This window comes from Bacillus sp. Hm123 (genome assembly GCF_051842975.2).
Classification (GTDB): Bacteria; Bacillota; Bacilli; order Bacillales; family Domibacillaceae; genus Bacillus_CE.
Window position 1 is genome coordinate 2789539 of sequence record NZ_CM200277.1, and the last position, 24227, is coordinate 2813765.

Annotated in this window: 47 protein-coding genes; 4 read left to right on the plus strand and 43 right to left on the minus strand. The window is 39.7% G+C overall.

The features are described 5' to 3' along the window. The 43 genes from ACSVDJ_RS14565 to ACSVDJ_RS14775 all read right to left on the minus strand — a co-directional run bounded on the left by ACSVDJ_RS14565 (position 1) and on the right by ACSVDJ_RS14775 (position 22000). The gene (locus ACSVDJ_RS14565; RefSeq protein ID WP_518619159.1) at positions 1 to 228 is read right to left on the minus strand and encodes a hypothetical protein; all 228 of its coding nucleotides are present in this window, start codon (positions 226 to 228) and stop codon (positions 1 to 3) included. Positions 229 to 275: 47 nt separating this feature from the next. Then, positions 276 to 1526, minus strand: coding sequence for a phage major capsid protein (locus ACSVDJ_RS14570; RefSeq protein ID WP_439166716.1), 1251 nt, complete (start codon positions 1524 to 1526; stop codon positions 276 to 278). Positions 1527 to 1570: 44 nt separating this feature from the next. Beyond that, a complete protein-coding gene (locus ACSVDJ_RS14575; RefSeq protein WP_439166718.1) occupies positions 1571 to 1822 on the minus strand; it encodes a hypothetical protein in 252 nt (83 codons plus the stop codon). Continuing rightward, positions 1815 to 2555: an HK97 family phage prohead protease gene (locus tag ACSVDJ_RS14580; protein WP_439166719.1), complete on the minus strand. Its 741-nt coding sequence runs from the start codon at positions 2553 to 2555 to the stop codon at positions 1815 to 1817. Before ACSVDJ_RS14580 ends, ACSVDJ_RS14575 begins: the two co-directional genes overlap by 8 nt. A 13-nt stretch (positions 2556 to 2568) precedes the next feature. Beyond that, positions 2569 to 4608 carry a phage portal protein gene (locus tag ACSVDJ_RS14585; protein WP_439166721.1) on the minus strand — a complete coding sequence of 680 codons (2040 nt, stop codon included), beginning with the start codon at positions 4606 to 4608 and terminating at the stop codon, positions 2569 to 2571. A gap of 37 nt (positions 4609 to 4645) precedes the next feature. After that, positions 4646 to 6001: a PBSX family phage terminase large subunit gene (locus ACSVDJ_RS14590; protein ID WP_439166724.1), complete on the minus strand. Its 1356-nt coding sequence runs from the start codon at positions 5999 to 6001 to the stop codon at positions 4646 to 4648. After that, positions 5973 to 6752, minus strand: coding sequence for a phage terminase small subunit (gene terS / locus ACSVDJ_RS14595; RefSeq protein WP_439166726.1), 780 nt, complete (start codon positions 6750 to 6752; stop codon positions 5973 to 5975). The genes ACSVDJ_RS14590 and terS overlap by 29 nt, the downstream gene beginning before the upstream one ends. Positions 6753 to 6821: 69 nt before the next feature. Then, the gene (locus ACSVDJ_RS14600) at positions 6822 to 7058 is read right to left on the minus strand and encodes a helix-turn-helix transcriptional regulator (protein ID WP_439166728.1); all 237 of its coding nucleotides are present in this window, start codon (positions 7056 to 7058) and stop codon (positions 6822 to 6824) included. Continuing rightward, positions 7051 to 7230 (minus strand): hypothetical protein, encoded by a 180-nt coding sequence (locus ACSVDJ_RS14605; RefSeq protein WP_518619165.1) that lies wholly within the window; start codon positions 7228 to 7230, stop codon positions 7051 to 7053. The genes ACSVDJ_RS14600 and ACSVDJ_RS14605 overlap by 8 nt, the downstream gene beginning before the upstream one ends. A 67-nt stretch (positions 7231 to 7297) precedes the next feature. Beyond that, positions 7298 to 7489: a hypothetical protein gene (locus ACSVDJ_RS14610; protein ID WP_439166730.1), complete on the minus strand. Its 192-nt coding sequence runs from the start codon at positions 7487 to 7489 to the stop codon at positions 7298 to 7300. Between the two features lie 166 nt (positions 7490 to 7655). Continuing rightward, entirely contained in the window at positions 7656 to 7937 is a 282-nt protein-coding gene (locus tag ACSVDJ_RS14615) for a hypothetical protein (RefSeq protein WP_518619167.1), read from the minus strand. A gap of 132 nt (positions 7938 to 8069) precedes the next feature. Then, positions 8070 to 8438, minus strand: coding sequence for a hypothetical protein (locus ACSVDJ_RS14620; protein ID WP_439166734.1), 369 nt, complete (start codon positions 8436 to 8438; stop codon positions 8070 to 8072). Between the two features lie 120 nt (positions 8439 to 8558). Beyond that, a complete protein-coding gene (locus tag ACSVDJ_RS14625; RefSeq protein WP_439166735.1) occupies positions 8559 to 9050 on the minus strand; it encodes a sigma-70 family RNA polymerase sigma factor in 492 nt (163 codons plus the stop codon). Positions 9051 to 9061: 11 nt separating this feature from the next. Continuing rightward, the gene (locus ACSVDJ_RS14630; protein ID WP_439166738.1) at positions 9062 to 9259 is read right to left on the minus strand and encodes a hypothetical protein; all 198 of its coding nucleotides are present in this window, start codon (positions 9257 to 9259) and stop codon (positions 9062 to 9064) included. Positions 9260 to 9367: 108 nt separating this feature from the next. Then, a complete protein-coding gene (locus ACSVDJ_RS14635; RefSeq protein ID WP_439166740.1) occupies positions 9368 to 9979 on the minus strand; it encodes a DUF3267 domain-containing protein in 612 nt (203 codons plus the stop codon). Continuing rightward, positions 9976 to 10170: an XtrA/YqaO family protein gene (locus ACSVDJ_RS14640; RefSeq protein ID WP_439166742.1), complete on the minus strand. Its 195-nt coding sequence runs from the start codon at positions 10168 to 10170 to the stop codon at positions 9976 to 9978. The genes ACSVDJ_RS14635 and ACSVDJ_RS14640 overlap by 4 nt, the downstream gene beginning before the upstream one ends. A gap of 187 nt (positions 10171 to 10357) precedes the next feature. Beyond that, on the minus strand, positions 10358 to 10486 hold the full coding sequence (locus ACSVDJ_RS14645; protein ID WP_439166743.1) for a hypothetical protein: 129 nt from the start codon (positions 10484 to 10486) through the stop codon (positions 10358 to 10360). Between the two features lie 78 nt (positions 10487 to 10564). Further along, positions 10565 to 10819, minus strand: coding sequence for a DUF2175 family protein (locus ACSVDJ_RS14650; RefSeq protein ID WP_439166745.1), 255 nt, complete (start codon positions 10817 to 10819; stop codon positions 10565 to 10567). Positions 10820 to 10822: 3 nt separating this feature from the next. Continuing rightward, positions 10823 to 10984, minus strand: a complete 162-nt coding sequence (locus ACSVDJ_RS14655) for a hypothetical protein (RefSeq protein ID WP_439166747.1) — start codon at positions 10982 to 10984, stop codon at positions 10823 to 10825. After that, a complete protein-coding gene (locus ACSVDJ_RS14660) occupies positions 10981 to 11130 on the minus strand; it encodes a hypothetical protein (RefSeq protein ID WP_439166749.1) in 150 nt (49 codons plus the stop codon). The genes ACSVDJ_RS14655 and ACSVDJ_RS14660 overlap by 4 nt, the downstream gene beginning before the upstream one ends. Before the next feature lie 18 nt (positions 11131 to 11148). Next, complete coding sequence (locus tag ACSVDJ_RS14665) at positions 11149 to 11532, minus strand: hypothetical protein (protein ID WP_439166750.1); 384 nt, start codon at positions 11530 to 11532, stop codon at positions 11149 to 11151. A gap of 22 nt (positions 11533 to 11554) precedes the next feature. Then, positions 11555 to 11731 carry a hypothetical protein gene (locus ACSVDJ_RS14670; RefSeq protein WP_439166752.1) on the minus strand — a complete coding sequence of 59 codons (177 nt, stop codon included), beginning with the start codon at positions 11729 to 11731 and terminating at the stop codon, positions 11555 to 11557. Positions 11732 to 11781: 50 nt separating this feature from the next. Continuing rightward, a complete protein-coding gene (locus ACSVDJ_RS14675; protein ID WP_439166754.1) occupies positions 11782 to 11976 on the minus strand; it encodes a hypothetical protein in 195 nt (64 codons plus the stop codon). A 68-nt stretch (positions 11977 to 12044) separates the two neighbouring features. Continuing rightward, positions 12045 to 12218, minus strand: a complete 174-nt coding sequence (locus ACSVDJ_RS14680; RefSeq protein WP_439166756.1) for a hypothetical protein — start codon at positions 12216 to 12218, stop codon at positions 12045 to 12047. 41 nt (positions 12219 to 12259) lie between these two features. Then, complete coding sequence (locus ACSVDJ_RS14685) at positions 12260 to 12418, minus strand: hypothetical protein (RefSeq protein ID WP_439166758.1); 159 nt, start codon at positions 12416 to 12418, stop codon at positions 12260 to 12262. 49 nt (positions 12419 to 12467) lie between these two features. Next, positions 12468 to 12662 (minus strand): hypothetical protein, encoded by a 195-nt coding sequence (locus ACSVDJ_RS14690; protein ID WP_439166760.1) that lies wholly within the window; start codon positions 12660 to 12662, stop codon positions 12468 to 12470. Positions 12663 to 12699: 37 nt separating this feature from the next. Next, on the minus strand, positions 12700 to 12975 hold the full coding sequence (locus ACSVDJ_RS14695; RefSeq protein WP_439166762.1) for a YosH family protein: 276 nt from the start codon (positions 12973 to 12975) through the stop codon (positions 12700 to 12702). Positions 12976 to 13422: 447 nt separating this feature from the next. After that, positions 13423 to 13812: a YopX family phage-derived protein gene (locus ACSVDJ_RS14700; RefSeq protein WP_439166765.1), complete on the minus strand. Its 390-nt coding sequence runs from the start codon at positions 13810 to 13812 to the stop codon at positions 13423 to 13425. Between the two features lie 150 nt (positions 13813 to 13962). After that, positions 13963 to 14274 carry a sugar ABC transporter gene (locus ACSVDJ_RS14705; RefSeq protein WP_439166767.1) on the minus strand — a complete coding sequence of 104 codons (312 nt, stop codon included), beginning with the start codon at positions 14272 to 14274 and terminating at the stop codon, positions 13963 to 13965. Positions 14275 to 14396: 122 nt separating this feature from the next. Beyond that, positions 14397 to 14870 (minus strand): RusA family crossover junction endodeoxyribonuclease, encoded by a 474-nt coding sequence (locus ACSVDJ_RS14710; RefSeq protein WP_439166769.1) that lies wholly within the window; start codon positions 14868 to 14870, stop codon positions 14397 to 14399. Next, positions 14839 to 14997, minus strand: a complete 159-nt coding sequence (locus tag ACSVDJ_RS14715; protein WP_439166771.1) for a DUF6011 domain-containing protein — start codon at positions 14995 to 14997, stop codon at positions 14839 to 14841. The genes ACSVDJ_RS14710 and ACSVDJ_RS14715 overlap by 32 nt, the downstream gene beginning before the upstream one ends. 191 nt (positions 14998 to 15188) lie before the next feature. Continuing rightward, positions 15189 to 15473 carry a nucleoside triphosphate pyrophosphohydrolase family protein gene (locus ACSVDJ_RS14720; protein WP_439166773.1) on the minus strand — a complete coding sequence of 95 codons (285 nt, stop codon included), beginning with the start codon at positions 15471 to 15473 and terminating at the stop codon, positions 15189 to 15191. A 187-nt stretch (positions 15474 to 15660) separates the two neighbouring features. Continuing rightward, positions 15661 to 16323 carry an ATP-binding protein gene (locus tag ACSVDJ_RS14725; RefSeq protein WP_439166775.1) on the minus strand — a complete coding sequence of 221 codons (663 nt, stop codon included), beginning with the start codon at positions 16321 to 16323 and terminating at the stop codon, positions 15661 to 15663. A 106-nt stretch (positions 16324 to 16429) separates the two neighbouring features. Beyond that, positions 16430 to 17506 carry a hypothetical protein gene (locus tag ACSVDJ_RS14730; RefSeq protein WP_439166777.1) on the minus strand — a complete coding sequence of 359 codons (1077 nt, stop codon included), beginning with the start codon at positions 17504 to 17506 and terminating at the stop codon, positions 16430 to 16432. A 187-nt stretch (positions 17507 to 17693) separates the two neighbouring features. Then, complete coding sequence (locus tag ACSVDJ_RS14735) at positions 17694 to 18530, minus strand: exodeoxyribonuclease X C-terminal domain-containing protein (RefSeq protein WP_518619180.1); 837 nt, start codon at positions 18528 to 18530, stop codon at positions 17694 to 17696. 1 nt (position 18531) lies between these two features. After that, positions 18532 to 18732, minus strand: a complete 201-nt coding sequence (locus ACSVDJ_RS14740) for a hypothetical protein (protein WP_439166781.1) — start codon at positions 18730 to 18732, stop codon at positions 18532 to 18534. Positions 18733 to 18873: 141 nt separating this feature from the next. Beyond that, on the minus strand, positions 18874 to 19062 hold the full coding sequence (locus tag ACSVDJ_RS14745; RefSeq protein ID WP_439166783.1) for a hypothetical protein: 189 nt from the start codon (positions 19060 to 19062) through the stop codon (positions 18874 to 18876). Positions 19063 to 19246: 184 nt separating this feature from the next. Further along, complete coding sequence (locus tag ACSVDJ_RS14750) at positions 19247 to 19399, minus strand: hypothetical protein (protein WP_439166785.1); 153 nt, start codon at positions 19397 to 19399, stop codon at positions 19247 to 19249. 37 nt (positions 19400 to 19436) lie between these two features. Further along, positions 19437 to 19964 (minus strand): hypothetical protein, encoded by a 528-nt coding sequence (locus ACSVDJ_RS14755; protein WP_518619183.1) that lies wholly within the window; start codon positions 19962 to 19964, stop codon positions 19437 to 19439. A gap of 192 nt (positions 19965 to 20156) precedes the next feature. After that, positions 20157 to 20456, minus strand: coding sequence for a group-specific protein (locus ACSVDJ_RS14760; protein WP_439166789.1), 300 nt, complete (start codon positions 20454 to 20456; stop codon positions 20157 to 20159). Beyond that, the gene (locus ACSVDJ_RS14765) at positions 20456 to 21259 is read right to left on the minus strand and encodes a phage antirepressor KilAC domain-containing protein (RefSeq protein WP_439166791.1); all 804 of its coding nucleotides are present in this window, start codon (positions 21257 to 21259) and stop codon (positions 20456 to 20458) included. The genes ACSVDJ_RS14760 and ACSVDJ_RS14765 overlap by 1 nt, the downstream gene beginning before the upstream one ends. 193 nt (positions 21260 to 21452) lie before the next feature. After that, complete coding sequence (locus ACSVDJ_RS14770) at positions 21453 to 21725, minus strand: helix-turn-helix transcriptional regulator (RefSeq protein ID WP_439166794.1); 273 nt, start codon at positions 21723 to 21725, stop codon at positions 21453 to 21455. Between the two features lie 11 nt (positions 21726 to 21736). Continuing rightward, positions 21737 to 22000, minus strand: coding sequence for a helix-turn-helix transcriptional regulator (locus ACSVDJ_RS14775; protein WP_439166796.1), 264 nt, complete (start codon positions 21998 to 22000; stop codon positions 21737 to 21739). A 133-nt stretch (positions 22001 to 22133) separates the two neighbouring features. Between ACSVDJ_RS14775 and ACSVDJ_RS14780 the strand changes: the two genes are divergently transcribed. The 4 genes from ACSVDJ_RS14780 to ACSVDJ_RS14795 all read left to right on the plus strand — a co-directional run bounded on the left by ACSVDJ_RS14780 (position 22134) and on the right by ACSVDJ_RS14795 (position 24149). Beyond that, positions 22134 to 22589 carry a helix-turn-helix domain-containing protein gene (locus ACSVDJ_RS14780; protein ID WP_518619187.1) on the plus strand — a complete coding sequence of 152 codons (456 nt, stop codon included), beginning with the start codon at positions 22134 to 22136 and terminating at the stop codon, positions 22587 to 22589. Between the two features lie 20 nt (positions 22590 to 22609). Next, positions 22610 to 23059: an ImmA/IrrE family metallo-endopeptidase gene (locus tag ACSVDJ_RS14785; protein WP_439166798.1), complete on the plus strand. Its 450-nt coding sequence runs from the start codon at positions 22610 to 22612 to the stop codon at positions 23057 to 23059. Between the two features lie 112 nt (positions 23060 to 23171). Then, the gene (locus ACSVDJ_RS14790; RefSeq protein ID WP_439166800.1) at positions 23172 to 23801 is read left to right on the plus strand and encodes a DUF3862 domain-containing protein; all 630 of its coding nucleotides are present in this window, start codon (positions 23172 to 23174) and stop codon (positions 23799 to 23801) included. Between the two features lie 21 nt (positions 23802 to 23822). Then, positions 23823 to 24149 (plus strand): TM2 domain-containing protein, encoded by a 327-nt coding sequence (locus ACSVDJ_RS14795; RefSeq protein WP_439166802.1) that lies wholly within the window; start codon positions 23823 to 23825, stop codon positions 24147 to 24149. Positions 24150 to 24227 lie beyond the last annotated feature (78 nt).

Genomic DNA, 24227 nt, shown 5'->3' on the forward strand with positions numbered 1-24227 from the left:
TTATTCCCCCTCATTAGTTTTCTTCCTAGTGGAGCGGCTGGCAGTTTTCTTTTCTTCAGGCTCAACTACTTTCGTTTCGTGTGCTGTTTTTGCTTTTGTTCTAGTGACCTTTTCAGCTAGCCCTGCCTTGATCCAAGCCTCTGCTATCCTATCTTCAAGTTCAACAAGATGCCCGGGCTGATGAACACCCTTGGCGCTACCTACACTACGTAACATTTTGACTTTCATATAAAAAGTGCGGCACCTGCGTTTAGATGCCGCTCCCTCCCTTCAAATTAGGATTGAATTTTTAATACTTTAAACGCGTCTGGACGATCCACACCGCCACCGACACGCTTCTTAAATTTGAAGCCAATTAAATCTTCTTCGATGTACAGTTCGTTAAGACGTTGGATAGTAGAGCCGGAGCGGTCAGCAATTGTGTAACCACGTTTGAAATCTCCAAATACAACTTGGTCAGCACCAGCAGCAAAATCAGGGAAATCATCTTGCGTGTACGTCCCAAAACCTAACAACTGATTCGGTGTTCCTGCAGTCAACGCTGGTTGCCAAATGTAATCGCCGTTGCTGTTTTTAAATGTACGAATAGTCATTTCCATGAAAGAAGGCATTACCCACACACCATTTTTTCGGTGTGCTGATTTAAGAGCATACATTAATTTGATCAAATCATCCGCTTCAACCGCTCCTACATTTGCAGACATAATACGTTCAACATTCGCCGCAGTTAAAATGCCCTCTGGCTCTTCTTGCGTGTGTCCACGACCGACAAGCACCGCTTTATCCTCTTCTTCAGCAGCGGCTTGGGCAAAAGAGGACGAAAGGTATTGTTGCAACTGAATATCTGTATCTTCAAGCTCATCTGTACCGATTTTTGTCAATCCATTTAGATTTTCAATATAAATGTAGTAATCAGATGGATTCAATTCTGATTCATAATCAGCAAGTGTTTTTGTACTAACCTCGATTTTCCCCCACCCCACAATTACCTCATTCATACGGCGTTTACGAATCTTATCCGCTGACGTATTTCGCGTATTTACAAGTGAACGAAAGATAGCCGTTTCAGGCAATTGACGTTGAATTTCACGGTCAAGTTCTTCAGGGATAAGGATTTGTCCCTCTGAGTCAGCAACAAGTGCTTTGCGTTGATCTGGATTCATGTCAGCTCGACCTTTACGCATAAACTGATAAAAAGCAGCACTTTGGGCCTTTTTCTCTTCATCTTGCTCGGTATTCCCTTGACCAGCTTGATAAGCGCGATTTGCCTTTGCTTCAAGTTCATCCAAGCGTTTTTTAGCTTCATTCATTGCCTCATTGATTTTTTTCATTTCATCTTTCGTTTCCTGTGTTGCTTGGCCGAACTTTTTGACTTCTGTTTCTTGCTTTTCAGCGGCTTTTTTAAGTTCCTCAAACCCTGATTGAATTTGTGCAGCTAAGCTTTTCGGATCGTCCCCATCAGCAAAGAATTGAATGTCCAAACGTAAAAGTTCCTTTTGTGATTGAATCATTTTAATTTTTTCCATGTTGTTCCTCCTAAAATTGTTTTTTAAGCATAAAAAATAGCCGCCTATTCGGCCGCTTCTTTTTCGAGTTCACCAATATTACTTTTTAGGTAAGCAGATACTTTCTTATAACCTTCTGTATTTGTTTCTTCGTCGAATCCTCTAAACTTCACTCTCGCTGGATAAGCCCCGATGATCTCACCACTTTCTTTATCTGCTTCTATAACCAGAGCCCAGCCAAATACATGAAGAATAGTATTTATGAACCAAAACAAACCGCTTTCTCTAAACTCTTTCCATGATTGTGGATTAACCATCAGTCTCCTCCACCTTCGCGAATTTTTTCATTTCTTCCACAAGACTAGCAATCTCTTTTTGCTCATCCTTGGTAAAACTTTTACCTTTGTTGTCATCTCCTGAATCATCAGGCTCTACAGCAGATAATAATGATTCCAGTGATTCGACAGCTGCTTTCATAGCTTCAACTGCTTCCCTTACTGCTTTTTCACTCTGCTTTGACAGTACACGCCCTGCTTTTTGCTCAGGAGCATTTTTAGCCGCTGTAATAATGGCTCGATCATTGGCCGGAAATGTGACTGCGCTGATCTCAAACAAGCGAATTTCTTTCAAATAGCGGATGCTTGTTTCGCTATCGTATTCAGCTTTAACAGTGCTGTAACCAATAGAAACCCTATCGATCACCCTGTCTTTCATCAATTGCATGGCTTCTTTCCCTTTTGATGTTTCACTGATCTTTGCTTTAAAGTATAGCCCGATCTCATCCTCGCGAAGCTCAATGACCTTACCGATCGGTTTGTTCCAGTCATGCTGCCATAAATATTTAATACGATCGCCACGCTCTTGAATTGTTTTAGCAAATGCCCCTTTCACAATGACATCATCATACGCATCTGGTTCACCACCGAATGTGCTGGCATAACCTTCGACAATATTCGTTTCATCGTCTACCGCTTTGATCTCAAACGTTAATGCTTTTTGTTCAATATCAAGTGGTGCGGCCGCTGACTTCGTTTCAAGAAAAGTCTTCATACTATCACCCTTTCTAAATCACACTATGTTTTTCAGCGCAGCGGCATTTGATCCGCTCTTTAGCAGGTAACTTGGGATCTCCCGGGAACATCCCAGAATGCCCTCCCACATCGTAAGGATCGTTCATTTCACGTGTCTGACCGTTGCAATCAGCATGACTTTCCCTTTCGCGGCCATCGATAGTAGTCACCCACTGTTTTTCAAGGTCTAACCCTGTAGCAATAGCTCCTTCTCTTGCACCCGCATTCGATGCCGCAACTACTTCAGTACGAGCAATATTCATCGCACGTTTAGGGCCAAAATCATCGCCATATACCTTTTCAATACGTTTGGCGATTTGTTGAAGCGACTCTCCTTTATCTACCCCATCACTGATCGCTGATCGTAGTGTCTCACGAGTAAATTCACTGATTTTAGTGACAAGAAAAACAGAGGTTTCACCAATAAATTTCTGGATTCTTCGTTTAGCCATTGTGAAAAGTCTATTGAAGAACTTCTTCTCAAAAGAGATTCCACTCTTACCCTCATACTCCGCTTTCAAACGATCATAAGTCCATTGGCCGAAGTGCTCCATTGTTCCGTAATAGACAGCGGTCATTGTCTTTACCCACTCTTTTTCCTGCGCCTTAAGCTCCTTCAGCAAGCCCTCTTCGCCATCTTTCAGATAAGCAGCAACAACCGCTTTTCTCTCTGTCTCAAATCGCTTACGGATAAGTCGCGCACCAGACTTTTCATATCCGGCACGTTGTTTTTCAATTTCAGCCATATACTCGGCATCTAATGATTTACGTTCAATATCAGCAGCGGCTTTCATGAAAAAGGTCTGTGCTTTCTTTAGCGGATCGTCATCTGTTGGTTTAGGCTCATCTTGCACCTGAGATTTATCTGGTGCATCATCGCCTTCTGGATAAACATTCAATGGCACATAACGAACGTTCCCACCATCAGTGTCCTCATATCCTAAAGCCTGTCGGATTTCATTGACTGTAAGAATATCCTTCATGCCGCTCAATCTGGTCCATTTCGTGTCTGACGTCTCTTGTAACGCTTCGATTTGATCTGTGTCATAGCCGAGTATAAGATTTTCGCCAAATAGCGGCGCCAGCTTGTGATTCCATCCGCTGATGATCTTATCGAGTGTCGGTAGCACCGTTTCCATGTAAAAGGCGGCTCTCGCTTCTTTATAGTTGTTATAGGTTGAACTGTCTTGGATTCCAACGATTTGAGGTGGCACACCAAAGACAGCACATATTTCTTCTCGTGTCATTTTGCGACTGCTGATAAAGTCCATGTCTTTTGGTGACAAACCAAGCTGTTGCCATTCGAGCCCACCTTCAAGCAGATGTGCTTTACCAGCATTCTTCTTACCGCCAAACATGCGACGCATCATCGCTTTTAAACGATTAAATTGTGGTTCTGTTAAGCTTTTTTCGGTTTTCAAGAATCCACTTGGAGCGGCATGGTTTTGAGTTAATGATGTATTCCATTCTGCTGTGGCGTTATCCATATCCACTGTCTGCCTAGCTACTTGGATCGGACCCATCCCATAAAAGTCATCCAATGGCGAAAAGAACTTACTATGAATGATTTTTTCATAAGGTGCATCTACATCCTTACCGCTCACTGAATACCGAAACGCTTTGATGTAGTCTCCACCTGGCATGATTGTGACTCGATCAGGTCGCCACGTCCACAACTCAATAGGAGCGCCACGGTTCGGCCCATTCATCTCCATATAGGCATTCCCTGACAACAACAAAAAAGCAATCAACTTTTCTCGAAAGTCAATTGCTGATTCATGTTCATTTGGTTTGTTTAACAGGTCAAGAAGCGGATGTTGTTCAATTTCAACAAGGTCTTTACCTTTTTTCTGATACAGCACAATGGGAATGGAAGCCGCTGAACGAGCAATCGCCATAACACAACGGTATACCCATACGTTCTTTTCAAACCCCTCTTTTGCCAACTTATCGAACTCTGCTGGTGTTTGAGCGGGCTGACCGTTATAAAGCATCATAATAGAGCTAGACACCATCGACGCTTTGTAACGCATATTCAGCCAAAAGTTTTTGTTTATGTTCCTCACCTCCTTACAGCGTGCGAATTGCTGGTGCTGCTTCTGATTCACGTGTAAAAATACCGTATCGTATTGCATCAAGGGCGTGATCGAACTGCTTCACCGGTTTATCCTCACCACGTTGAGCCGCTTTCTCATCCCACACATATGATGCAAATTCCCTTAGTAAATTTTCACAAGATCGATGTACAAAGTGTCGTAATTCAGACAAAGTAGAAGCAACAGTGCGTATACCATCAACCACATCATTCTTAGCAGCTGTTACACTCAATTTCCCTTCTTGCTCAATTAACGCTATGAGGGAAGCGGCTGACGGGTCAATGATCACATCAGTTGTAGTATCTCCACAAAATTCAAGTAGATCTTTATAATACTGCTCATCTGTTTTTTGTCGACCTTCTTTACGGCCGTCGTAATAGTATTCTTTCAAATCGTAATATGTGCGATTGCCGCTCTCATCATAAGTAATACCCTGTAAAATAAAAGAAGTCGGGTTTTTAGTACCGTAGTCAATAACTACTTGGTATTCATCGATCTTCTTTGGTATTTCATCAATAACATGATCATCTTCATTAAACATGTCATAAATAATACCCTCAGCAAGTTTCCACAATCCGAGAATGTAACGCTCATAGAATACTCCCGTATACATCCTGCGATAACGTTCTTTCGTTTCTTCATCAAGCGAAAGATTATCATCCATTGTGAAGTGTAGATGCAACATTTTCTTTTCTTTTTTCTGATCTAACCATTTCTCTTTAAACCAGTGATATGGTCCAGCTGGGTTACAGTTGAACCAAAACTTTGCGCCTTTGACAGAGCAACGAGCGGTCGCCTGTGAGACGAACGATTCCGGCATAAGTGCTACTTCATCAAAAAACATGCCAGCTAATGTTATCCCTTGAATCAAGTCTTGTGAGGACTCATCCTTTCCACCAAAGACATAAAAGTAATTGGTGCGACCTTTATATGTGATCGTTAGCATGTTATCCGCTCGATGATCCTTCACCTTATAGCCTCGAGCCTTTAACATGCGTTTGAGCGGTCGTATCACGTTACGACGAAAAGAACCAATTGTTTTACCAGCCATGCCGAAGTTTTCATCATCAAAGCTGTCCATCGCCCACATAACATAAGAAAGTGACATGACAACGGTTTTTCCAGCACGTACAGAGCCGTCACAGATGATGCCGTCCTTGTCTTTATGAGGGGACTTATCACGCCACCATGTGAGGACTTTCTTTTGTTTTATAGAAAACGGTTTGAACTTAAATGGCGCCCGCTTCTTTTTACGTTTCGGATCAGCTGGAATGAGAAGGTTTAATTCTTTCTCTAGTTGTTCATTCTTCCGCTGCTTCGTCGTCTTCATCAGCCCACACCTCTTCCGTTACGCTATCCAGAGCGGCTTCAAATCCATCGTCTTCATAGTCTTCACTATCATCTTCGCCACGAATTTTAGCGATTTCCGCTTTCGTCTTTTCCACTCCCAGCTGCATCTGTTCAAGCTTCAAGCGGCGCTCATCGTCAGCATGGGCTAGTTCGTCAAATTGCTTTATGAGAGATCGTAATTCAGACATAGCTCGGCTTTGAGCGTTTAAGAAAGTAGCATGACGATCCCAAGCAAATTGGATATCGTATTTATCAGCACCACTTTCATCCCAACCCACTTGGCTTTTCTCTTTAGCCATGTCCTCTTTATCCTCAACAAACATAACCTTTTGAGCACGAATGATAGCGGCATACTGAATTTGTATCTGATCGTAAATCAAATCAGCGGGTGACCGCTCCTCCATTGCTTCCATGATCTCCAGTGTTTCTTCTGGAAGGAACTTTGCGAAGAAGCCATGAGTCACTGCATTTTGATTCCGCTTAGGTGCACCATGCCCTTTAGCATTGCTGTTACCAGGTGGAGCCCCTCGTTTTCGTTTAGTAACGTTACCTTTGGATTTAGTAACGTTACCATTCAATTGATCTTCCCACTTATCTTGATTTTTCCACTTCCTAATTTGCGAATCAGAAACTTCTAACTCGGCTGCAATCTCGATAAGCTTCATTTTGCCTTTACTGTTTATCCATAATTGAAACGCTTCATCCCGCTTCGGGTTTCTCGGTCTAGCCACGTCACATCATCACCACCTCCACTATTTGCTTTAGAGCAAAGAAAAAGCACTACCCATAAAGGGTAATGCTCAAGATTTCTTTCTCTTGCCCATATGCTCTTTTCTTTCTTCGATCTCCGCTCTAATAAATAAGCGATCCCTTGGAAATTCTTTCACCGGCTTGACGACGCCGCTCTTGATTAATTGATTTAAATACTGTCTGCTGCACCCTAAAATTTCGATCGCTTCTGAAGTATTTACAATGTAATCTTGCAAGAATTGTTTAAGTTCTTCTTCATTTTTGAAATAGAACTCCTGGTCATTCATAACGTGATACCCTCCATCTCAAGTAAAGATTATAAACAGTGAGCACAAGCCATACACAAGCGGCGACTGATGCTACAACGTCCATCCAATGCAACCGATTATAATCTAATGTGGTGAAATGTAAAGTGAACAACCCAAACAGTACGATGTTAAACCAATCAATTTTTTTCATAATTTCAAGTGAACATGGTATAATATTTTTTAAGAAGAAAGGGAATCGCTTCCCTCTCTTCCTTGCCTTATTTGCGACGTTTCTTCTTGCCCGGAGAGCGTCGCTTTTTGTTTTTCTTCTTCTTTCCTTTCTTTTTAGATTTGATGTTTTTCTTGCCTTTCAGATCGCTTAGGTTTTTGACGGTTGCTATTATTGCTCCAATACTAGTAGCTACCCAAGCTATCAATCTTATAACTCTTTCAACGTCTTCCATGTTCACTTTGTTCTCCCTCCTTTCTATACTTTAATTATACCAATTAACTTTACTCACGTCAAGTGTTTTTATGTTTTTATTTAACTATTTTTCCATTACTTTTTAAGGGGTAACCGCCATTTGTTTGTTTTGGACATAGAAAAAAGCACCCCGGAGGATGCTTTACGTTGCATCAAAGTATTTCCCACTGGTGCTTATTGTGCTTAAAAATTTGTAATTGTTCCATAACCTGTCTTTGATTATCATTTAAATCTTCAACAAAAACATCTAAATTCTCTTTTGTTGTTTCATTAAAAAACGTTTCTCCACCTAATGACTCAAGTTCGCCTGATATTATATCGCCAATTCCAGGTAAATTCATTTCTAATACTTCTGCAATGCAAAAAAGATTATTTTCTGTATAAATGGCTATCTGCCCCATTTGGTGGTTTATAATAGCAACCTTACCTCTCATTATAATTCCTCCTTTAATCAAAATTTCGACAAAAGGAGATAAGTTCCTGCATAAAAACGCCACCGCAAGGATGGCGAAAAATGTTCTTCTCATATATACGTCAGGCGTACGACAAAAAACATTAAAATAAACTTACTTTTCCAGGCTTTTTGTTTCTTCTATACACTTATAAAAGAAAGAATCTGATTTATTTTCTATATAATTATAAACGCCATCTGGTAAGTCCTCTTGCATATGGGCAAAAGCATCCATAAAAGCACTCATCATATTTCTTAAAACAATTGGGTGAAAAGAAATATCCGCAGCTTTTGACTCATTTAATTGGATATGTGATATTTCAGCCATTCTCATTACATGAAACTTTGCTCCATATTGTTTACGAATATAGTTTAATTGAGCGGATACATCTTCAGGATTTTTTTCTGTTGCCTCTCTTATTGCATTTACATATTCCATACTTCTATAAGGATCCGCAACAATTTTATCTTTCTTTTTGAACATACTCTCTCTCCTTTAGTTGTGGGTTTATCTTACTTTGTCCAAAATTCGACATAAGTTAATATTTTCCTGCAATAATTTATAAAACGTATTGGGACTGGGTATTATAATAAATAGCCCCTTTCATGAAACTAGAAAGAGGCTGCCATTTTTCCGATCTTCAATTTTCCGCTCTGCCCGCTCTAAATACGTCTGGACTGATGACTTAGTGATCCCAAGTAACTCCGCTGTGTGCTCAAGCGTCAAACCTTCTGCCCTAACCAAAGTGAATACGTCTCTCTCCCGCTTTGTTAAATCAGCAAGCACATCATCCAGTAGCCACTGTTCATCTGCTGTCAGTTTTCGTTCTTCAATAACTTCTCTATTCGGCACAACCGCTTCTAATAATTTCGGGTCTAGTGTATAGGCACCTGATCGATCTGCTCCACGCATTGCATCTGGATTACGACCAGACACCATCCATTGAATAGCAAACTCCACTTCACTAATCATGCTGTTGATCATCGATTTGTCTTGTTGATCCAACTCCGTCAATTCCTCTTTGGCTTCAATCGCTGTCTTCATCTTTTTCAGTTCTCTTAATGAGTGTTTATATTCATAAATGAGTGTCCGCATATTGATCCTCCTTATCGTTGTCTAAATGATCCACGATGGCGTTTATATGTTGGTCTGCCTGTACCCATCAAGTACCTTAAATCACGTTCAGACAGCTGCTCTCGCTTTTTCTGCGGCTGTTTCTTCCGCTTCTTTTTCTTTCTCTCTTGCTTCACTTCTTGATGCTGTCGTTTCCACTCTTTTAGTTGATCCTTCAAGCTTGCATTCACTTTGATCACTCCTTTTGGCAAATAAAAAAGGACACCAAGCTCTAAAGCAGCTGTATAGCTACTCTAAAGTTTTGGTGTCCTCCAGTTGGCTGGTAGAACAATATCTATTTAATTTTCATGTCTTACTATCTTGAATTTCAAATCACCGATGTACTGTAAAGAGTCATTTTGCTCGCATTTTTTTAATGCTTCAAAAGCCATTAGTACATCCACTACAAAGCCTTCCACTTTTATTAAAACCACTATACATAACACATAAAAGTAAACACCACTTGTCACCCCTAGCAGCAATATAAAAATAGGTGTCAAAATAATAAATGGTGTAAGTGCAATTATTATAAATGGAAATTTTTTAATTTTATCTTCCTTTTCAAATTCACATTTAGCACTTAGTCCCAAAAAGCGTATTTTGACCGTTGTTTTACAATCAAACTTCCTAGCTAAAAGGTTATGAGAATATTCATGAATATAAGTAAAAATCAGACTCGTCACAATTCCTATAAATATTGGCTTAATATTATAACTGAGAAATGTTGAAAAATTGTTTATTTCCTCTTGTATATTCTCAAAATTACATAATTGGTTTAGTATCCACTGAAACCGTGAATGATCTGAAAATAAACTTATTAAAATTAATGAAAAAAGTATCGAAGCTAATTCAGCTATTATCATCTGAACTCCACTATATTCTCCAATTGTTAAATCTCTATTTTCTTTCAAAACTCTTCCCCTTCCTCCCGCCTCATCCGCTTCACTTTCCCTTGATGCGTGACAATCTTATACTCACCGTGCGGCGGCAGCTCTCTGAGTTTGGCTTTGCCGTCACAGATCACCAGCACACAGCTATTTGGTAATTCCATTATATCCAATTCCAGTTTCATTGTGGAAGGATCGATCATAATTTCTTTCATGGTAGAGACGCCCCCGATCTGTTATAATGAATTCAGCCGAAATTAATTATGATGTAGCGAAAGGCCGGGAGCTCTCTCGGCTTTTTTGTATAATTTTTTCTATAACGGGAAAACCTTTTATTAGGCGGGACCTCCTTTTCCATACAGCCAATGTGCAACTACTTAAGTCAGGAGCGATCCTGGCTTTTTATTTTCTTCTTTTCAACTCTTCCTGCACCAAACCCAAGATATATTGTTGTTGCTGAACGTAAGCGTCCACTGGATCGCCGCCAGCCACGTGAGAGCCAATCCGCCGCTCTACGTCTTCAACTAGCAACAGCAGACCCTCGACCGCCAAACTCTTAATCTGAGACTCTATTAAAAGGCCCAATTGGATACCTCCTATCTAAATCTGTCAAAACAGCTTCATTTGCACCTCTTTTGCCTTTTCTAACGCACGATACTGGCGTTTTAACTCGTCTAACTGCTTTAGAAGGAGCATATTTTCAGCTGATAATTCGGTATTCTTCTTTTTTAGAAACCTTATTTCGTTGTGTTTTCTAGCGCATTTATTGTGATAAAATCCAGAATTACCAACAGTGAAATTCTCGCCTTCCCAAATATGCTCCTCACAAAGTTCGCATTGAGCTACGATACATCCGCTAGCCATCAGTCACTCCCCTTTATAGATGCGTGGCTCCCAATCTTTTATATCCAGCTTCCCCTTACATTTTTCGCAAAAGCAGCTGTTCTCGATCCAAGCGAACCAAACGATTTCATCTTGTTTGAAGTCTTGATGGCATTCACCACAATAACTAACACTTGTTTGTTTCATGGTCTTTCCTCCTTCACTTCACTCTGAAACGAATCATCACCAATGCCGCAACCAGCACAATGGTATGGCTCTAAAAAATCACGATCGTTATATGTCAATTCATATCCAATTCCGCAACTATGACAGAGACAAGATAATGTTTTCATCAAATCCCTCCTTCGCATTTACTTTCGCTTCAGTTGTTCAATAATCTCAACATCTTCTGGCTTGAACACAAGTGATCCGGCAGATTCATATCGTTCATTTTTCCAATCATTTATAAACTCTTCACGCTCGTCAACATACGCACCAAACACCGGGTCTTGTTCTACTAAATAAACATACTCTCTTACTTTTTCATCTACGTCATCATCCCATCCAGCTAAGATATAGCCTTCATGTAGCCAACTTTCCATAACAACAACTTCAATTCCGTCAACCAAGTTGTAAGCTTTAATCCAACTTTGAATTTCTTGATCACTTGGATCCCATCCATCAAACTCGTTTCTTACTTGCTCAGGAGTTTTATCTCCTGTTTTTAATTTGCCTTTGAATAATTTAATGTTCACTTATTTTTCCTCCTTCGCATCTTCATCGATCTACTAAGATTTCACCTTTAACAACCATTTCTTTATACTTTTGATTAATTAGATTAAATACACCTTCATAGCCTTGTCGTGAAGCTCCTTTTACTTCTTCCACTGTTAATACCCCTTTTTTGCACAAAAGAGTTAATGCCGCTGCTAGACATTCTTTTTCTGTTGCCAATAAGTTTCCCTCATTTCTACGTGCCGTATTTTCATCGAATTACATCTTAATTATTTAAAGACTTCAAAAGCATCATATTCTCCTGGATAAACTCTGTACGACCTTTTCAGTTTGTTGCTGTACAACTCAACATAACCGCCTTCACCGTTGTCCACTGATGCTGTTACCTGTACCTTCTCACCGTTGTCAAAAGCATCTTCACCGCAATATATTTTTTTCGCGTCTGTTATCAAAGCCTTAATCATTTGTTATTCCCCCTTTAATTTGCTATATAGTTTGCGTCTGGAACGCTGGTTCATCAACGTAATGCACACTACTTTTTATTTGCAAACCACAACATTCTTTCTAAATCCTGTTTAGGAATAGGCATTACAAAACTATCCTCACCATGCTTGAAAGCAACCCTTATCTCGCCTTTTTCGTTAGGGTGTATATCATAAGTGAAGTTGTTAATTAGCTTCAAATTTGTATAATCAATCTCATTCATTTTCCCATCCTCCTTCTGCCGCTTTATCAACGAAATGTCTATTAATCTTCTAATTTAAAGTCGCTTTCATTAAGAACATATGCTTCTACATAACAATCACAATTATGGCATGACCAGTCACCGCCATTAGGTAGTGCGTTAATAACATTTTCTCTAACTCTTTCACCACATCTTGGGCAGAAGTTAATTAGTAAATCCATATCTATATCCTCCTTTTGTCTATCTCGTTTTCATCAAGATACGCCCTAATTACTTAAAGACTTCAAAAGCATCATATTCTCCGGGATAAACTCTGTACGACCTTTTCAGCTTGTTGCTATACAACTCAACATAACCACCTTCGCCATTGTCCACTGACGCTGTTACCTGCACCTTCTCGCCATTGTCAAAAGCATCTTCACCGCAATATATTTTTTTCACGTCTGTTATCAAAGCCTTAATCACTTGTTATTCCTCCTTTAATTTGCTACGTTTTTTGCGTCTAAAGTAATGAGCCGTCCATCAATAGGATTTCAGTTTCATCTGATTCTAAAGTTTCTAAAGTTTCATCTAAGGTGATTAACTCGCCATCTTCACCTTTTGACCTAGCGAATTTCGCAACCGCATAATATTTTGGAACTAAGTTACATTCCTCTAATAACGATTCAAAATCATCTTCAACGCCAGCAACAACCTCTATATATTTCTTAACGGCTTCCTCTCCATGTTTAGCCTTTATTAGTGCGTAATAAGGATCAGCAAACTCAAAATATTTCATTTTTTATCCCTCCATTTTTTATTGCGTATTATGCGTCTAATACGTAGTATCATCAATAATCTTCTTGATATGGATCGCAATTCTTACATACTCTCAGACTATATGGCTTGTCCCTTTTATCTGGAGCTCCATAAAAATAACGATATTTATAACCTCGTAGAATGGGTTTCCCACAATCATCACAATCATAATTTTTTCGTGCGGTTTGAACTTTCCGTTTAATAATTAAACTCATTTCTTCATCTTCCTAACCTTTCTCCCAGCTACAAATGCTCCAACCACCACCGCACAGCTGGTTATGATCAGCACAAGCGATTCAACCGTTGTGATTACCGTCATCATTCTCCCTCCTCAATAGCTTCCATCAACATTTGGCAGCAAGGGCAAAGCTTCATCGGTATGATCTCCGCCCGAAGTTCTGATACATCACAGCCTTTGCAGACGTACTCAATCACCTTGGATCAACTCTGGGTTATCAAAACGATTGCCGATCACTTCATTTTCATTAACTTCGCTCCACAATAATTCAGAATGGTTAACCAAATTATCTATCACCCAGCAACCTTCTAATTGCCTAACTACACCTATAAACCCTCCGTGATCTACTGAACGCATATCGTTAAACTCTTGATAAACGATGTCTCCCTCGAAAATAGGCGCTTCTTTTTTACCCTTACCCCCCGTGAATTGCCCAACAGTTTCAGCATCAACCGAATGAATGATTTGATTTTCATCATAGATACAAGTGGCCCCTTGAGGTGTTGCTTGTATCAAAGAGCCGTACACCCATTCACCAGTGACTACTGAGCGGCCACGAAACTTAATCTCTCTACTCATTCCGCATCCTCCTTATCTCTCAATCTTCCAACCTTTCCGTAACCGAGCGTTGAGCTCGTGTCTCTGTAGCCATTCATATAACCAGACGGGCTGCCCTTCCTCTCGACGAAAGAGCAGGTAATAGCCCGGCTTGCGTTTGGTTTTCCGCATCTATATCACCTCGAATAGCGACATTTGCTCAAAGTTAGTTGGCTCTTCAACAAGTTCAACCAGCTGCTCCTCTATATCTTCAATCAGCTTGAAATCAGCAAACCAGTGTAAAGGGTAGCGCCCTTGGAACTCTTTCAACTCTTTGTCAGCATAAAAATTTGTGTTTTTTTGATTATCCGGCTTAATGTAATACTGTTTTAATTCCTTTCCTCTATAGCCTTTTCGTCTCCATATCAACTGAGCACTGTAAACCTTTCCTGCTTCGAGATCAGGGAGATCAAGCTTCGGCTCAGGAGGCCACTCATCGATCAACTGAAACCTTTTCTTGTGAAAGCACCCCATATGTGCCGACTGTCTCTGAAATCTGGAAACGTAATAATGATTGTTTCCATTAGGAAAGAGATACACCGTTTCAGGAAAGGACGATGCTAGCTCTAGATCGATGCAGGTTCCTTGTAACACTCTTCCTCGCCACCTTCCTTAGCTTTCAACTGTTTTATCACCACATTAATCCCTGGATATTCTCCGTACACCTTCTCGGCGATCACCTTGGCAACTTGGTTATCATCAGTCCAAGCAAACTTATTAAGAGAGTCGAAGACCCCTTTGACTAGATTGTCTGCATCAGGCTTTTTAACGTGATATTGACCGACCGCTTCCCGCTTCTTTTTCATACTCCAGCTTTCGGGGATCGGCATAATGAACAGAATATTTACTTGCAAGGCGCCAGCTGAGTAAAATTCACCGTTGATCTGCTGCTTAGTTAACCACTGGAGATGCGCTTTATACGCAAGATACCGTTTAGCGCTGTCTGATACATACTTCCCTCGTTTGGTCATCCTTACAGCGCCCATCGGCTCTACAGGAAAAAATAGATTAATCATTTTCAACACCTGCCAAGTAATCATCTATTGATGTCTGCCCTTCTGGCGGCTCGTTCTCAAGATCCTTTATCTTTGTTTCACACACCGGACCGATTCCTTTTGCGATACTTTCTTTGCTTTTGAGCGACCGGTTACATACTGGACAATTCATGTTTCATATCACCTTTCTTCGCGGCGGAAACTCCATCAACACTGCCACACCATAACCATGTTCTTTGACCTCACTAGCACGCTTCCACCCACGTTCTTCATGTGCTTCGATGTTTCGGACTAACTTGTACTCATTCAGCGCATAAACCAATTTCCGAAGCGTTACAGGTGTCTGCGCTTTCCATCCTTTTCTCATGATTTCTCACACTCGCTTCGTAATGTTCGATCAAGGTATTCAATAAATTGAACTGCTACAGCGGCAACCTGTACTGCTTCAGCTCTCATATTTTCATAGCCACCTTTTTTACGAGCATCTGCGCCATTATCGAAGATGGTTTCATTTACGGCTTCACACAACTCCCCAAACTCTTCACCAAGAATACTGATCCATGCAGCAGGATGATGATTTTGCTCTCCCCACTTTTCGTTTTGGCGTTTTCGTTCCTCCAAAACATTTATAAGAACCTCTGGAAGCATCAGCTTACGTCCTTTCTGTAGAGACGCTTAACTTCAGCAAATCGCTTCCGAAACTCTTCATGATTCTTTTCCCAGACCTCGCTTGGTAATGGTCCACAATTCGGGCACGCACTTTTAAAGTCTCCGAATCCAATATGTTCAGCAACCACATGGCTACCCTCGCATAACTTACACATTCTCTCTCCCCCTATTCGAGTAACAAACCTAGTAAGCTTTCATTTTCTTGCTTGGCGAGCTTACTGCGAATCTTTTCTTCCGGCATATGAACTGGATAAGTCATTTTTTCGATGCGGCTACTGATCCGACCCTGCGGATATTTGTCATCCAGCTCGTCAATGCTAAGGTTGCTTGTGAAGATCGTGATTTTCTGATGTTGCAGGCGGAAATCTAAAATGCGAGTAAAGGTTTCTTCCACCCAATCGGTTACTTTCTCGACACCGATATCATCAAGGATCAACACGTCCACTTTTTTAACAGAGTCGATAATATCTGATGATTTGACGGTTGATTCATCCGAGAACGTTTTTTTGATTTCTCCAATCAAATCAGCTGTTGAAGAGTAGTAAATACTCAGTGGACTCTCTCGTGAATCCTGTGTTTTTAGCAAAGCATTTAGAATACTCGCAGCCAGTCGTGTCTTTCCGCTCCCCTTGATCGAACTGTACAAGTAAAGCCCTTTGCCTTGCTCTTTCATCAAGTCGAACTTTTTCACGAAATTGCCAGCAATTCGCTTTGCTTTGGCTGCACGCAACCTCGACTCTTCCCGCTCATAAATGTTGATGTCGAACGACTGGATCGTTGTCTTCTTAAACTCATCTGGCATCTGAGCGGCTGAAAGCTTCCGTTCCAAAGCCTTAACCTCCCGACATTTACACTTTTCCATGAACTCACGATTTTTTTCGTGGTCCCTGATCCAGATAAGGCCAGTTCCATCACATTGGTGATAAGGGCATTCGTCAGAAATCGAACTCAGTGTCTCGTATCTCCCCGAGAAGACCTTTTTCTCTAGCGATTTGTTCGAGTCTTTCAGCTTCTGCGCTAGTGCTGGATTGTTCTGCTCCAACCGCTGTAGCAAGTTGTCCATCAATTGCATTTGGAACCGCTCCTTTCTTGTTTTTCAAGATCATTAACCCGCGTCTAGCTTCATGCTCCTTTGTATTTCGAAGGATGCCTAATGTATACTGCTCGCGTTTATCATCATGCTGCTCAACGTGCTTCCATAGCGCGTAATGAATTTGATTAACGCTGTATTTACTCATTTTCTCGATGTTCTTAACTAGTATGTTCGCTGAAATATTACAGGTCTGCCGAGTAAGTCGAATGCAGTCATAGTAAGCTACTAGTATTTTTTTAGAAGTACCCTCTGGCAAAGCGTTGGTTCGCAAAGCGAAATCAACAAAGATTTCAATATCGTCAACGGAAGTCAAATTCATGCTTTTCACGTTTGCTTCGGCGATATATTCTTTTAATGTTTTATTGATGTTACTAATGCTGTTTATAAATGCTGTTATAGTATGTGGAATCTCATGAGGTTTCTCTTGTGAGTTCTCATGCGGATTCTCTTGTGGATTTTGATTTTTAGACATGTCTTCCTCCTTACTCTCACAAGGGTTTGCCGCTTCTTCCTCATGTGGATTCTCTTGCGTTTCCTCATGTGGCTCCTCATGCGGATTCTCTTGTGGATTTTTCGACTCTTTTTTAGCTTTTTCTTTCTGGTAAGTTCCAAGCGATTGAAACTCTTTATAGTGACAGATGGTAATGAGTACGCCTCTCTTTTGAGGTAATGTTTCCATCTGGATGTAACCTAAAGTTTTCAGTCGATCTAAAGCTCCCTTGATCACGTCCCTAGACCATCCAGTTTCTTTCGCTAAGTTTGTTAGTACGATGATCGTTTGACCAACCTCGCAACGAGCTGATGCCGTATAATTAGCCTCCTCTATCAACATTTGATAGAGCATCTTATCTTTTAAACTCTTAAACTGCAGTCGGGGCTGGATAACGAACCCCGATGATGCTTGTATTGCTTTTTCCAACCCCGATCATCTCCTTACAACTTTCTTTCGCATAAGACATAGCCCTTTACAACCTTTAAAATTATTCGATCTGAATAGCTGGTACTCATATACCTTTTAATATTTTGTAAATACTCCGCGTTACTAGAAGCCTCATCTTTACACCAACCTGGAATCACAACTCGATAAGGAACATTTTTATTGAGCATCACATATCAAACGGAAGGTCATCATCTTTGATATGAATAGGATCACCTTCAAGCGGATTGTCGTATGGCTGCTTGGTTGATTCTTTCGGCTTATCTTCCGCTGTATTCCCTTTTGGTTCTTGTTGCCGGCTTTGTTGCGATGATTGTTCTACAGCGGCAAACATCGTTTCAATTGCCTTTTTGATCACCGCATCTGTTCGATCTTGGCCAACTAACCAGGTGAGATATGATTTATCAGAGCGGTATATCTCTCCAAGTGTCTTCCCTTTGAACTTTCCGAATGTTAACTTGATAGCTCCAGCATCATGTGAAGTCATTGTTTCTATCTGTTCTGTCTGCAAATAATCTTGTAAATCATCCTCCATCTCGCCACCGAAAATATCTGATAAACTTGCAATAGTTAACGTCGCGTCGATCTGAGCACGTTTCTTAGCCATCTTCAGACAAGTGTTTGCAACAGAGTAAGAGTCCTGATTCTTATACTTTTTTTCTCGAGTATTGCAATGGCCAAGACCTTCAGTAATTTTCATATCATTCTTGTAAATCCGGCAGCACACAGTAAAAGCAAAAAATCCCTTATCATAGTCCTGGATGCGCTCTGTCACTTCATATTCACTAGTAACACCAAAGAGCATTTGAATTTTTTCGGCCCCTGGCTTGAGCAACGTCGGTTTTGTTGTGCCAGGTATAACACCGAAATCACGGTTAGTTTTTAAAGTACTTTTGACAACTAATTGCAGTTGATTGATTTTGTCTAACGTGGCTTGCACTGCATGTACATCCATGGAATCAATTAGAGAAAGAGTCGTATTTTGATTGGTTGATAGTGGGTCCATCTCAACTCACCCCTTTCTGCAACACATACACATTGATTAATGCTTCATACTGATTAGCCAGACTCACAAGGTCCTCATGCGTGCCATTGTGAGCCACAACATGAGTCAGGCCGATGTAAGCCATGTCTAAGGCGTGTTTATTCTGTAAGCTTGGACTGATCCGCTTCGCATCACGAAAAGCAGTCTCTAAACGAATGTTCAATTTTCTTCACTCCCGATTTACCGCTACTGTAAAATGTGTTACAATAGCAGTAACCAATATTATTTCGAAACGTTTGACTCCTGCTGCCAACAGGGGTCTTTTATTTCGTGATAGAATGCCTCGTACACGATACTTCTCCTTTCACCAAAACAAATTTAAGTTACGAAAATAATCAAATGTACCGTCACGCCTCATATTTTTAATAGCGTTTAGAATAGAACTAGGGTTAGCCTCTAATTGAAGAGCCACTGGACCTATTCCATCGCATTCAGCATACTTAGCGATGTATTCCAGATCAGATACAGTTAAAAACCTAACTTTACCTGCCATAGTTTTCACCTTCTTCCTGATGGTTCAATGTCCATCTTCAGCAACCCAAGCAAGAAAACAGGGGGAAGAAAAACTCACTTAGGTTACTGAAGATAGGCACCGTAGTGCCCACCATAAAAATGTGGTATAATGAATTTGTTAAACGACTAATTAAATTTTTGACTTGCGGTGAGCTAATGTGGGGTTAGCTTGCCGCTTTTTCTTTTAGTGCGAAATATCTTTTCTGTGCTTCAAAATCCTGATTTAGTAACACATGAGCATTTTCTCTCAACTCTTTGCTTATTTCTCTAACCTCAGATACCTTCATCAACCTACTTGCTGATAAAACGAAATTCACGCCTGATTACCTCCCATCGCTTGTTCTATGAATTTGTTCATGCTTTCCACCCTCTCGCTCTAGCTTCAAAGAACTGCTCTTTTCGTATTTCTTCAAATTGAGTGACAGAGTGAATGATGACATGATCAGAAATAGCTTCTGTAATCCAGTTGCGATGCAATGTATCTTTACACAACCCCCAATTTTCTTCCATAGAGCCGATTACACACTCAGACGACTGTTGAACATCAAGAATTTCTTCTGAAAGGTTCAAAATGCTCCGTTCATCATGTTCGCTAAATGGACGCCCTGGTCTTCGATTACGACTTATATCCTTTAAAGCTTTAGCTGCTTCAATTGCTCTTTTAGCTTGACGGATAAAGTTATTTAACTGATCTGGAACAGATAACAATAACCTCGGGTCTGTTGGAGGAAGCGTCATCCCGTATATATGATTAATCTGCTTAAGCGCTGTTTGATCATTCACGATATTGCACCATTCAACAGCTAAATCGTAAGGGACTTGAGACGTCCCTTCTTCCATTCTTGTTAATCTATCTACAGTTATTCCCAACGCTTTAGCCATATATCGTTTTGTTCGTCGTTCCTCTTGACAAGATCGCTCCCTCGCAATTCGCAAGATATCCCCTATCGCAGACGGTGAATACAATCTAGTTTTTGAAAAAGTGTTCGCCACTTTGTTCGCCTCCATTTATTGAATTTTCAAAGGTACAATGAATCTATAAAACTAGTAATTTAAAGAATAAAAAATGGACTATTAACTAACTTCTTTAGATAAATTACTTTTGAATTTGTAACTATTTTCTTCGGCCCATTTGACTAAAAATGCTCGACATTCTTTCGCTGGAAAGTACCATTTGTTTCCTGTGTTAAATTTAGGGAAACGAGGATCATGAAAAAACATATCTTGTATGGTATTCCAGCTCATGTTTGTTTGACGTTTAAGCTCTTTTGTATCCCAGAATGTAACGTTGTGATCGATTTGATCTAAACGCTTTTTGATCTCTTCTAGATACAGTTTTTTTAACTCCTTTTGATCGACTTGGATTTGAATCATTACGACACCACCTTTTTTTCTTTTAGAAGGAGTTCAGCGATTTTTACTTGTCCCTTGCCAGTGATTAAAGTGGTTAATCGCTCGACGTCGCCTTCTGTTCGACTGACGATCGTTGGCCTTACTTCAAACCAACCTTGCTGAATATAAATTTGCTTAGGGTTGTTATGTTCTCGGCCACCTTTCATCAAATAGCCGTTGTCACGCAACCAATCAAACATTTTGTTACGACCGATTTTCAATCCATGTTGGTCGTACAGCATTTTCGCAAAAGCACCAACGCTAATTGCACCGTTTGAGTTTGAAACGATTTTCCCGAAAGTTGTATAAGGTTGATCCTGTTTTATTTGTTCTTCCAGCATTAACTTTTCGCGTCGGTTTCGCTCAATTGTTTTATGAGCTACCAACAAGGCTTTTGCCATAATAGAGGCATCATCGTCATGTTCATCTGTCATGATATATCCGCCATTTTTACGAATAGACGGTAATACTTCTGATGTGACCCAACGTTTAAATTTCTTGGCTGCTTCTTTGATTTCTAAATTGTTACCTTGTCTAGCCGCGCCAAAGATTAAGCTATATAAACCTGATTCGTTGATGTACTTTTTCTTTTGAGTACCACTGTTTGTAAGGGTGTCATGGACCATTACATCCTCAAGATCTACATGTGTGTTAATAGCAGCTCTTGGATTTGAAAAACTAAGTGAAGTTGCCGCTTCGCTTGCTCCAAACCACTCGACACCATTAACAATCATTACTGGTAGCTCACCAAACATTGAATGATTAAAGATTTGCAATTGATTCATGTGTATCGCCTCCTAACATCTATTATAAAATTTCACTTTTTCCAATTTTGACACTTACAACTTTTCATATTGTTTCAGTTTTGTTGGTGTTTCGAAAAAATGAATTAATATCTTTTCGTATCATTTCAATCTCTTTCAATATTTTTCGTTAAATTGGAAAAATCCCAAGAGGTATAGGTCAAGACCTATTTTTTTAGTAATTAGGAAACAATATTTCATAAGGTAAACTAAAAAGCTTTTGAAGTCCCAAGGAAACCTCTAAACTCGGTTTCTGCCTTCCATTTTCTAAATGAGATATAGTTGAAACGGAAACGGAAATTACATTAGCTACATCAGCCTGGCTCATACCACGTTTCTTACGTTCGAAAATAAGTCGATCAAGCTTTGCGCTTTTGACATTGCATAACTCTTGGCTGGATGTTTTGACTTTCTTTTTGGAACGTGACTTCCGCTTTTGAAGTGGCATGTGATCACCTCCTAGATGGCTTGTTTTGAGTCACTCTTTAATTTGCGACTTTTACCACAACACACTTCGTGAAGTTTATCTTCAAAAAAAATTTCTTGAACAGTTTTTTTATAATATTTAGCTATTCTAACCTTTATGTCATCACGAGGAACACGCTTTCCAGTTTCATACATAGCTAAAGCACTTTCGCTAACATCGATTTCAGTTGAAACTTCGGATCGTGTTTTATTACCTCTAAGGCTTACTAGCTTTTTTGCGATTAATTCTTTATTCATCTTCTTCACCACCTTTACATTTCGTGTTGCTATAACTAAATAATACACAACACATTTCGTGAAGTCAAGACGTTTCGTGAAGTTTATTTTAATACATCACATTTCGTGATATTATGAATTTAAGGTGATGCAAATGACAAGTTTTGGAGAAAGACTCAGATTACTTAGAAAAAAATATAAGCTGTCCCAAAAAGCTTTTGGCGCTAAATTAGGTTTAGCGGAAAGTACAATCAGTATGTATGAGAGAAACGAAAGACAACCCGACTATAACACGTTGGAACAAATAGCTCGGTTCTTTGAAGTATCTACTGATTACCTGTTAACAGGTAAAGAACAAAAAAATGATTACCCTACTTCTAGTTTTTCGAAGTTAACAGAAAAAGACGAAAAAGACATCGCAAAACGAATGGCGAAAATGAAGAGGGATTTAATAGAGGCGAGCCCTGACGGTGATGGATTAAACTACATGGGTGAACCAATGAGCCCAGAAGCAATTGAATCTTTATTAGAAGCTTTAGAGCATGCAGAACGCATAGCTACCCTTGCGAATAAGAAATATATCCCAAAAAAGTATAGAGATGAGGATTAAACTTTAAGGGAGAGAATTGCATGTCACGGATCAAACGCGAAGTCAAACAACTAACTAAGAAATATAAGACAAATAACCCTTATGAAATTGCCGCAGCCAAGAATATTTATGTCATTGAGCGGGATCTTCATGAAAGCATTTATGGTTTTTATAAATACATCCGAAAGAATAAGTTTATCTTTATCAACTCGAATATCCAGCAGACATTGAAACCTTTTACTTGCGCACATGAACTAGGACACTCTGAGATGCACCCTAGAGTAAACACCCCTTTTTTAAAAGCTAATACTTTATTTACTATTGATAAAATCGAAGTAGAAGCTAATAAGTTTGCAGTAGAGCTTCTGCTTCCAGATGAGGAACTATATCAATATCAGCATACTAACCTATCTATCCATGAAATTAGCGAACTGTATGGAATACCAAGAGACTTGGCTCATCTGAAAAGTTTGGGCCAAAAAATTTTTTAATCATATAGTGGTACTATTTTCATGATCTGTATGGATTACTCATAAAAGTAACTAGTTTATAGATGAGTTTTGCTCATTTATACATATATTTTCTTGTAGAGGAGAGTAAAAAATGAAAAAACATTGGATGTTTGGAAGTGCTCTATTAACAGCAGGTCTACTGCTTGGTGGATGCGGAAGTACAGAAAGTGACACTCCAGCAGAGCAACCAGGAGAAACGACAACAACTGAAACAGATGCAGCAAAAACAACAGAAGCTCCAAAAGAAGAAACTAACAAACTAACAAAAGAAAAGTTCGATCAGATCAAAGATGGTATGACCTACGAAGAAGTTGTTAAAATCGTTGGATCGGAAGGTAAATTAATGTCTGAAACGGGTGATCCCGGAACTGAATTCCACACTCAAATGTACGAATTCGAAACAGATGGGGCATTCACAGGTGCTAACATGACATTCCAAGGCGGAAAATTAATGAACAAAACACAAATTGGCCTTGGAGGAGATTCAGATGCAACGATTTCTTTAAAAGAGTTCGAGCAAATACAAAACGGTATGACTTATGAAGAAATAGCTAAAATCATCGGTGGCGAGGGCGAGAAGCAATCCGAAACAGGCGAAGCTGGAACTGATCTTCATACAGTCATCTATAGTTACAGTGGCGAAGGTGGAATTGGGGCAAACGCTAACTTTACGTTTCAAGGTGGAAAATTAATGAATAAAGCTCAGTTTGGACTTGAATAAAGAATTTAGGAGGATATTTATATGAGTAACAATATGTTGTTAAAAAGAGATTTAACAGCTGAACAGTTAGCAATTGTACACAGTGAGTTAGAGAAGAAAAAGAAAAGCAATATTGTTATGTATGTTTTGTGGTGGTTTACTGGAATAGTTGGAGGTCATAGATATTACTTAGGTGATATAGGATATGCTATCGGCATGACACTAACATTCGGTGGTTTGGGAATTTGGGCACTTTTTGATGTGTTCTTTATAGGAAAACGGTTAGAAAAGAAAACAGAACAATTAGAAACAGATATTATAAAAAGCGTTCTAGTCTATAACAAAAGAGCAGCCAAAACAATACAGTAAGTGTTTTAGCATTTATTTAATAAATTATATACTACTTTATTTTAACTTTGAAAAGCCCTCTTCTGGGCTTTTCTTTCA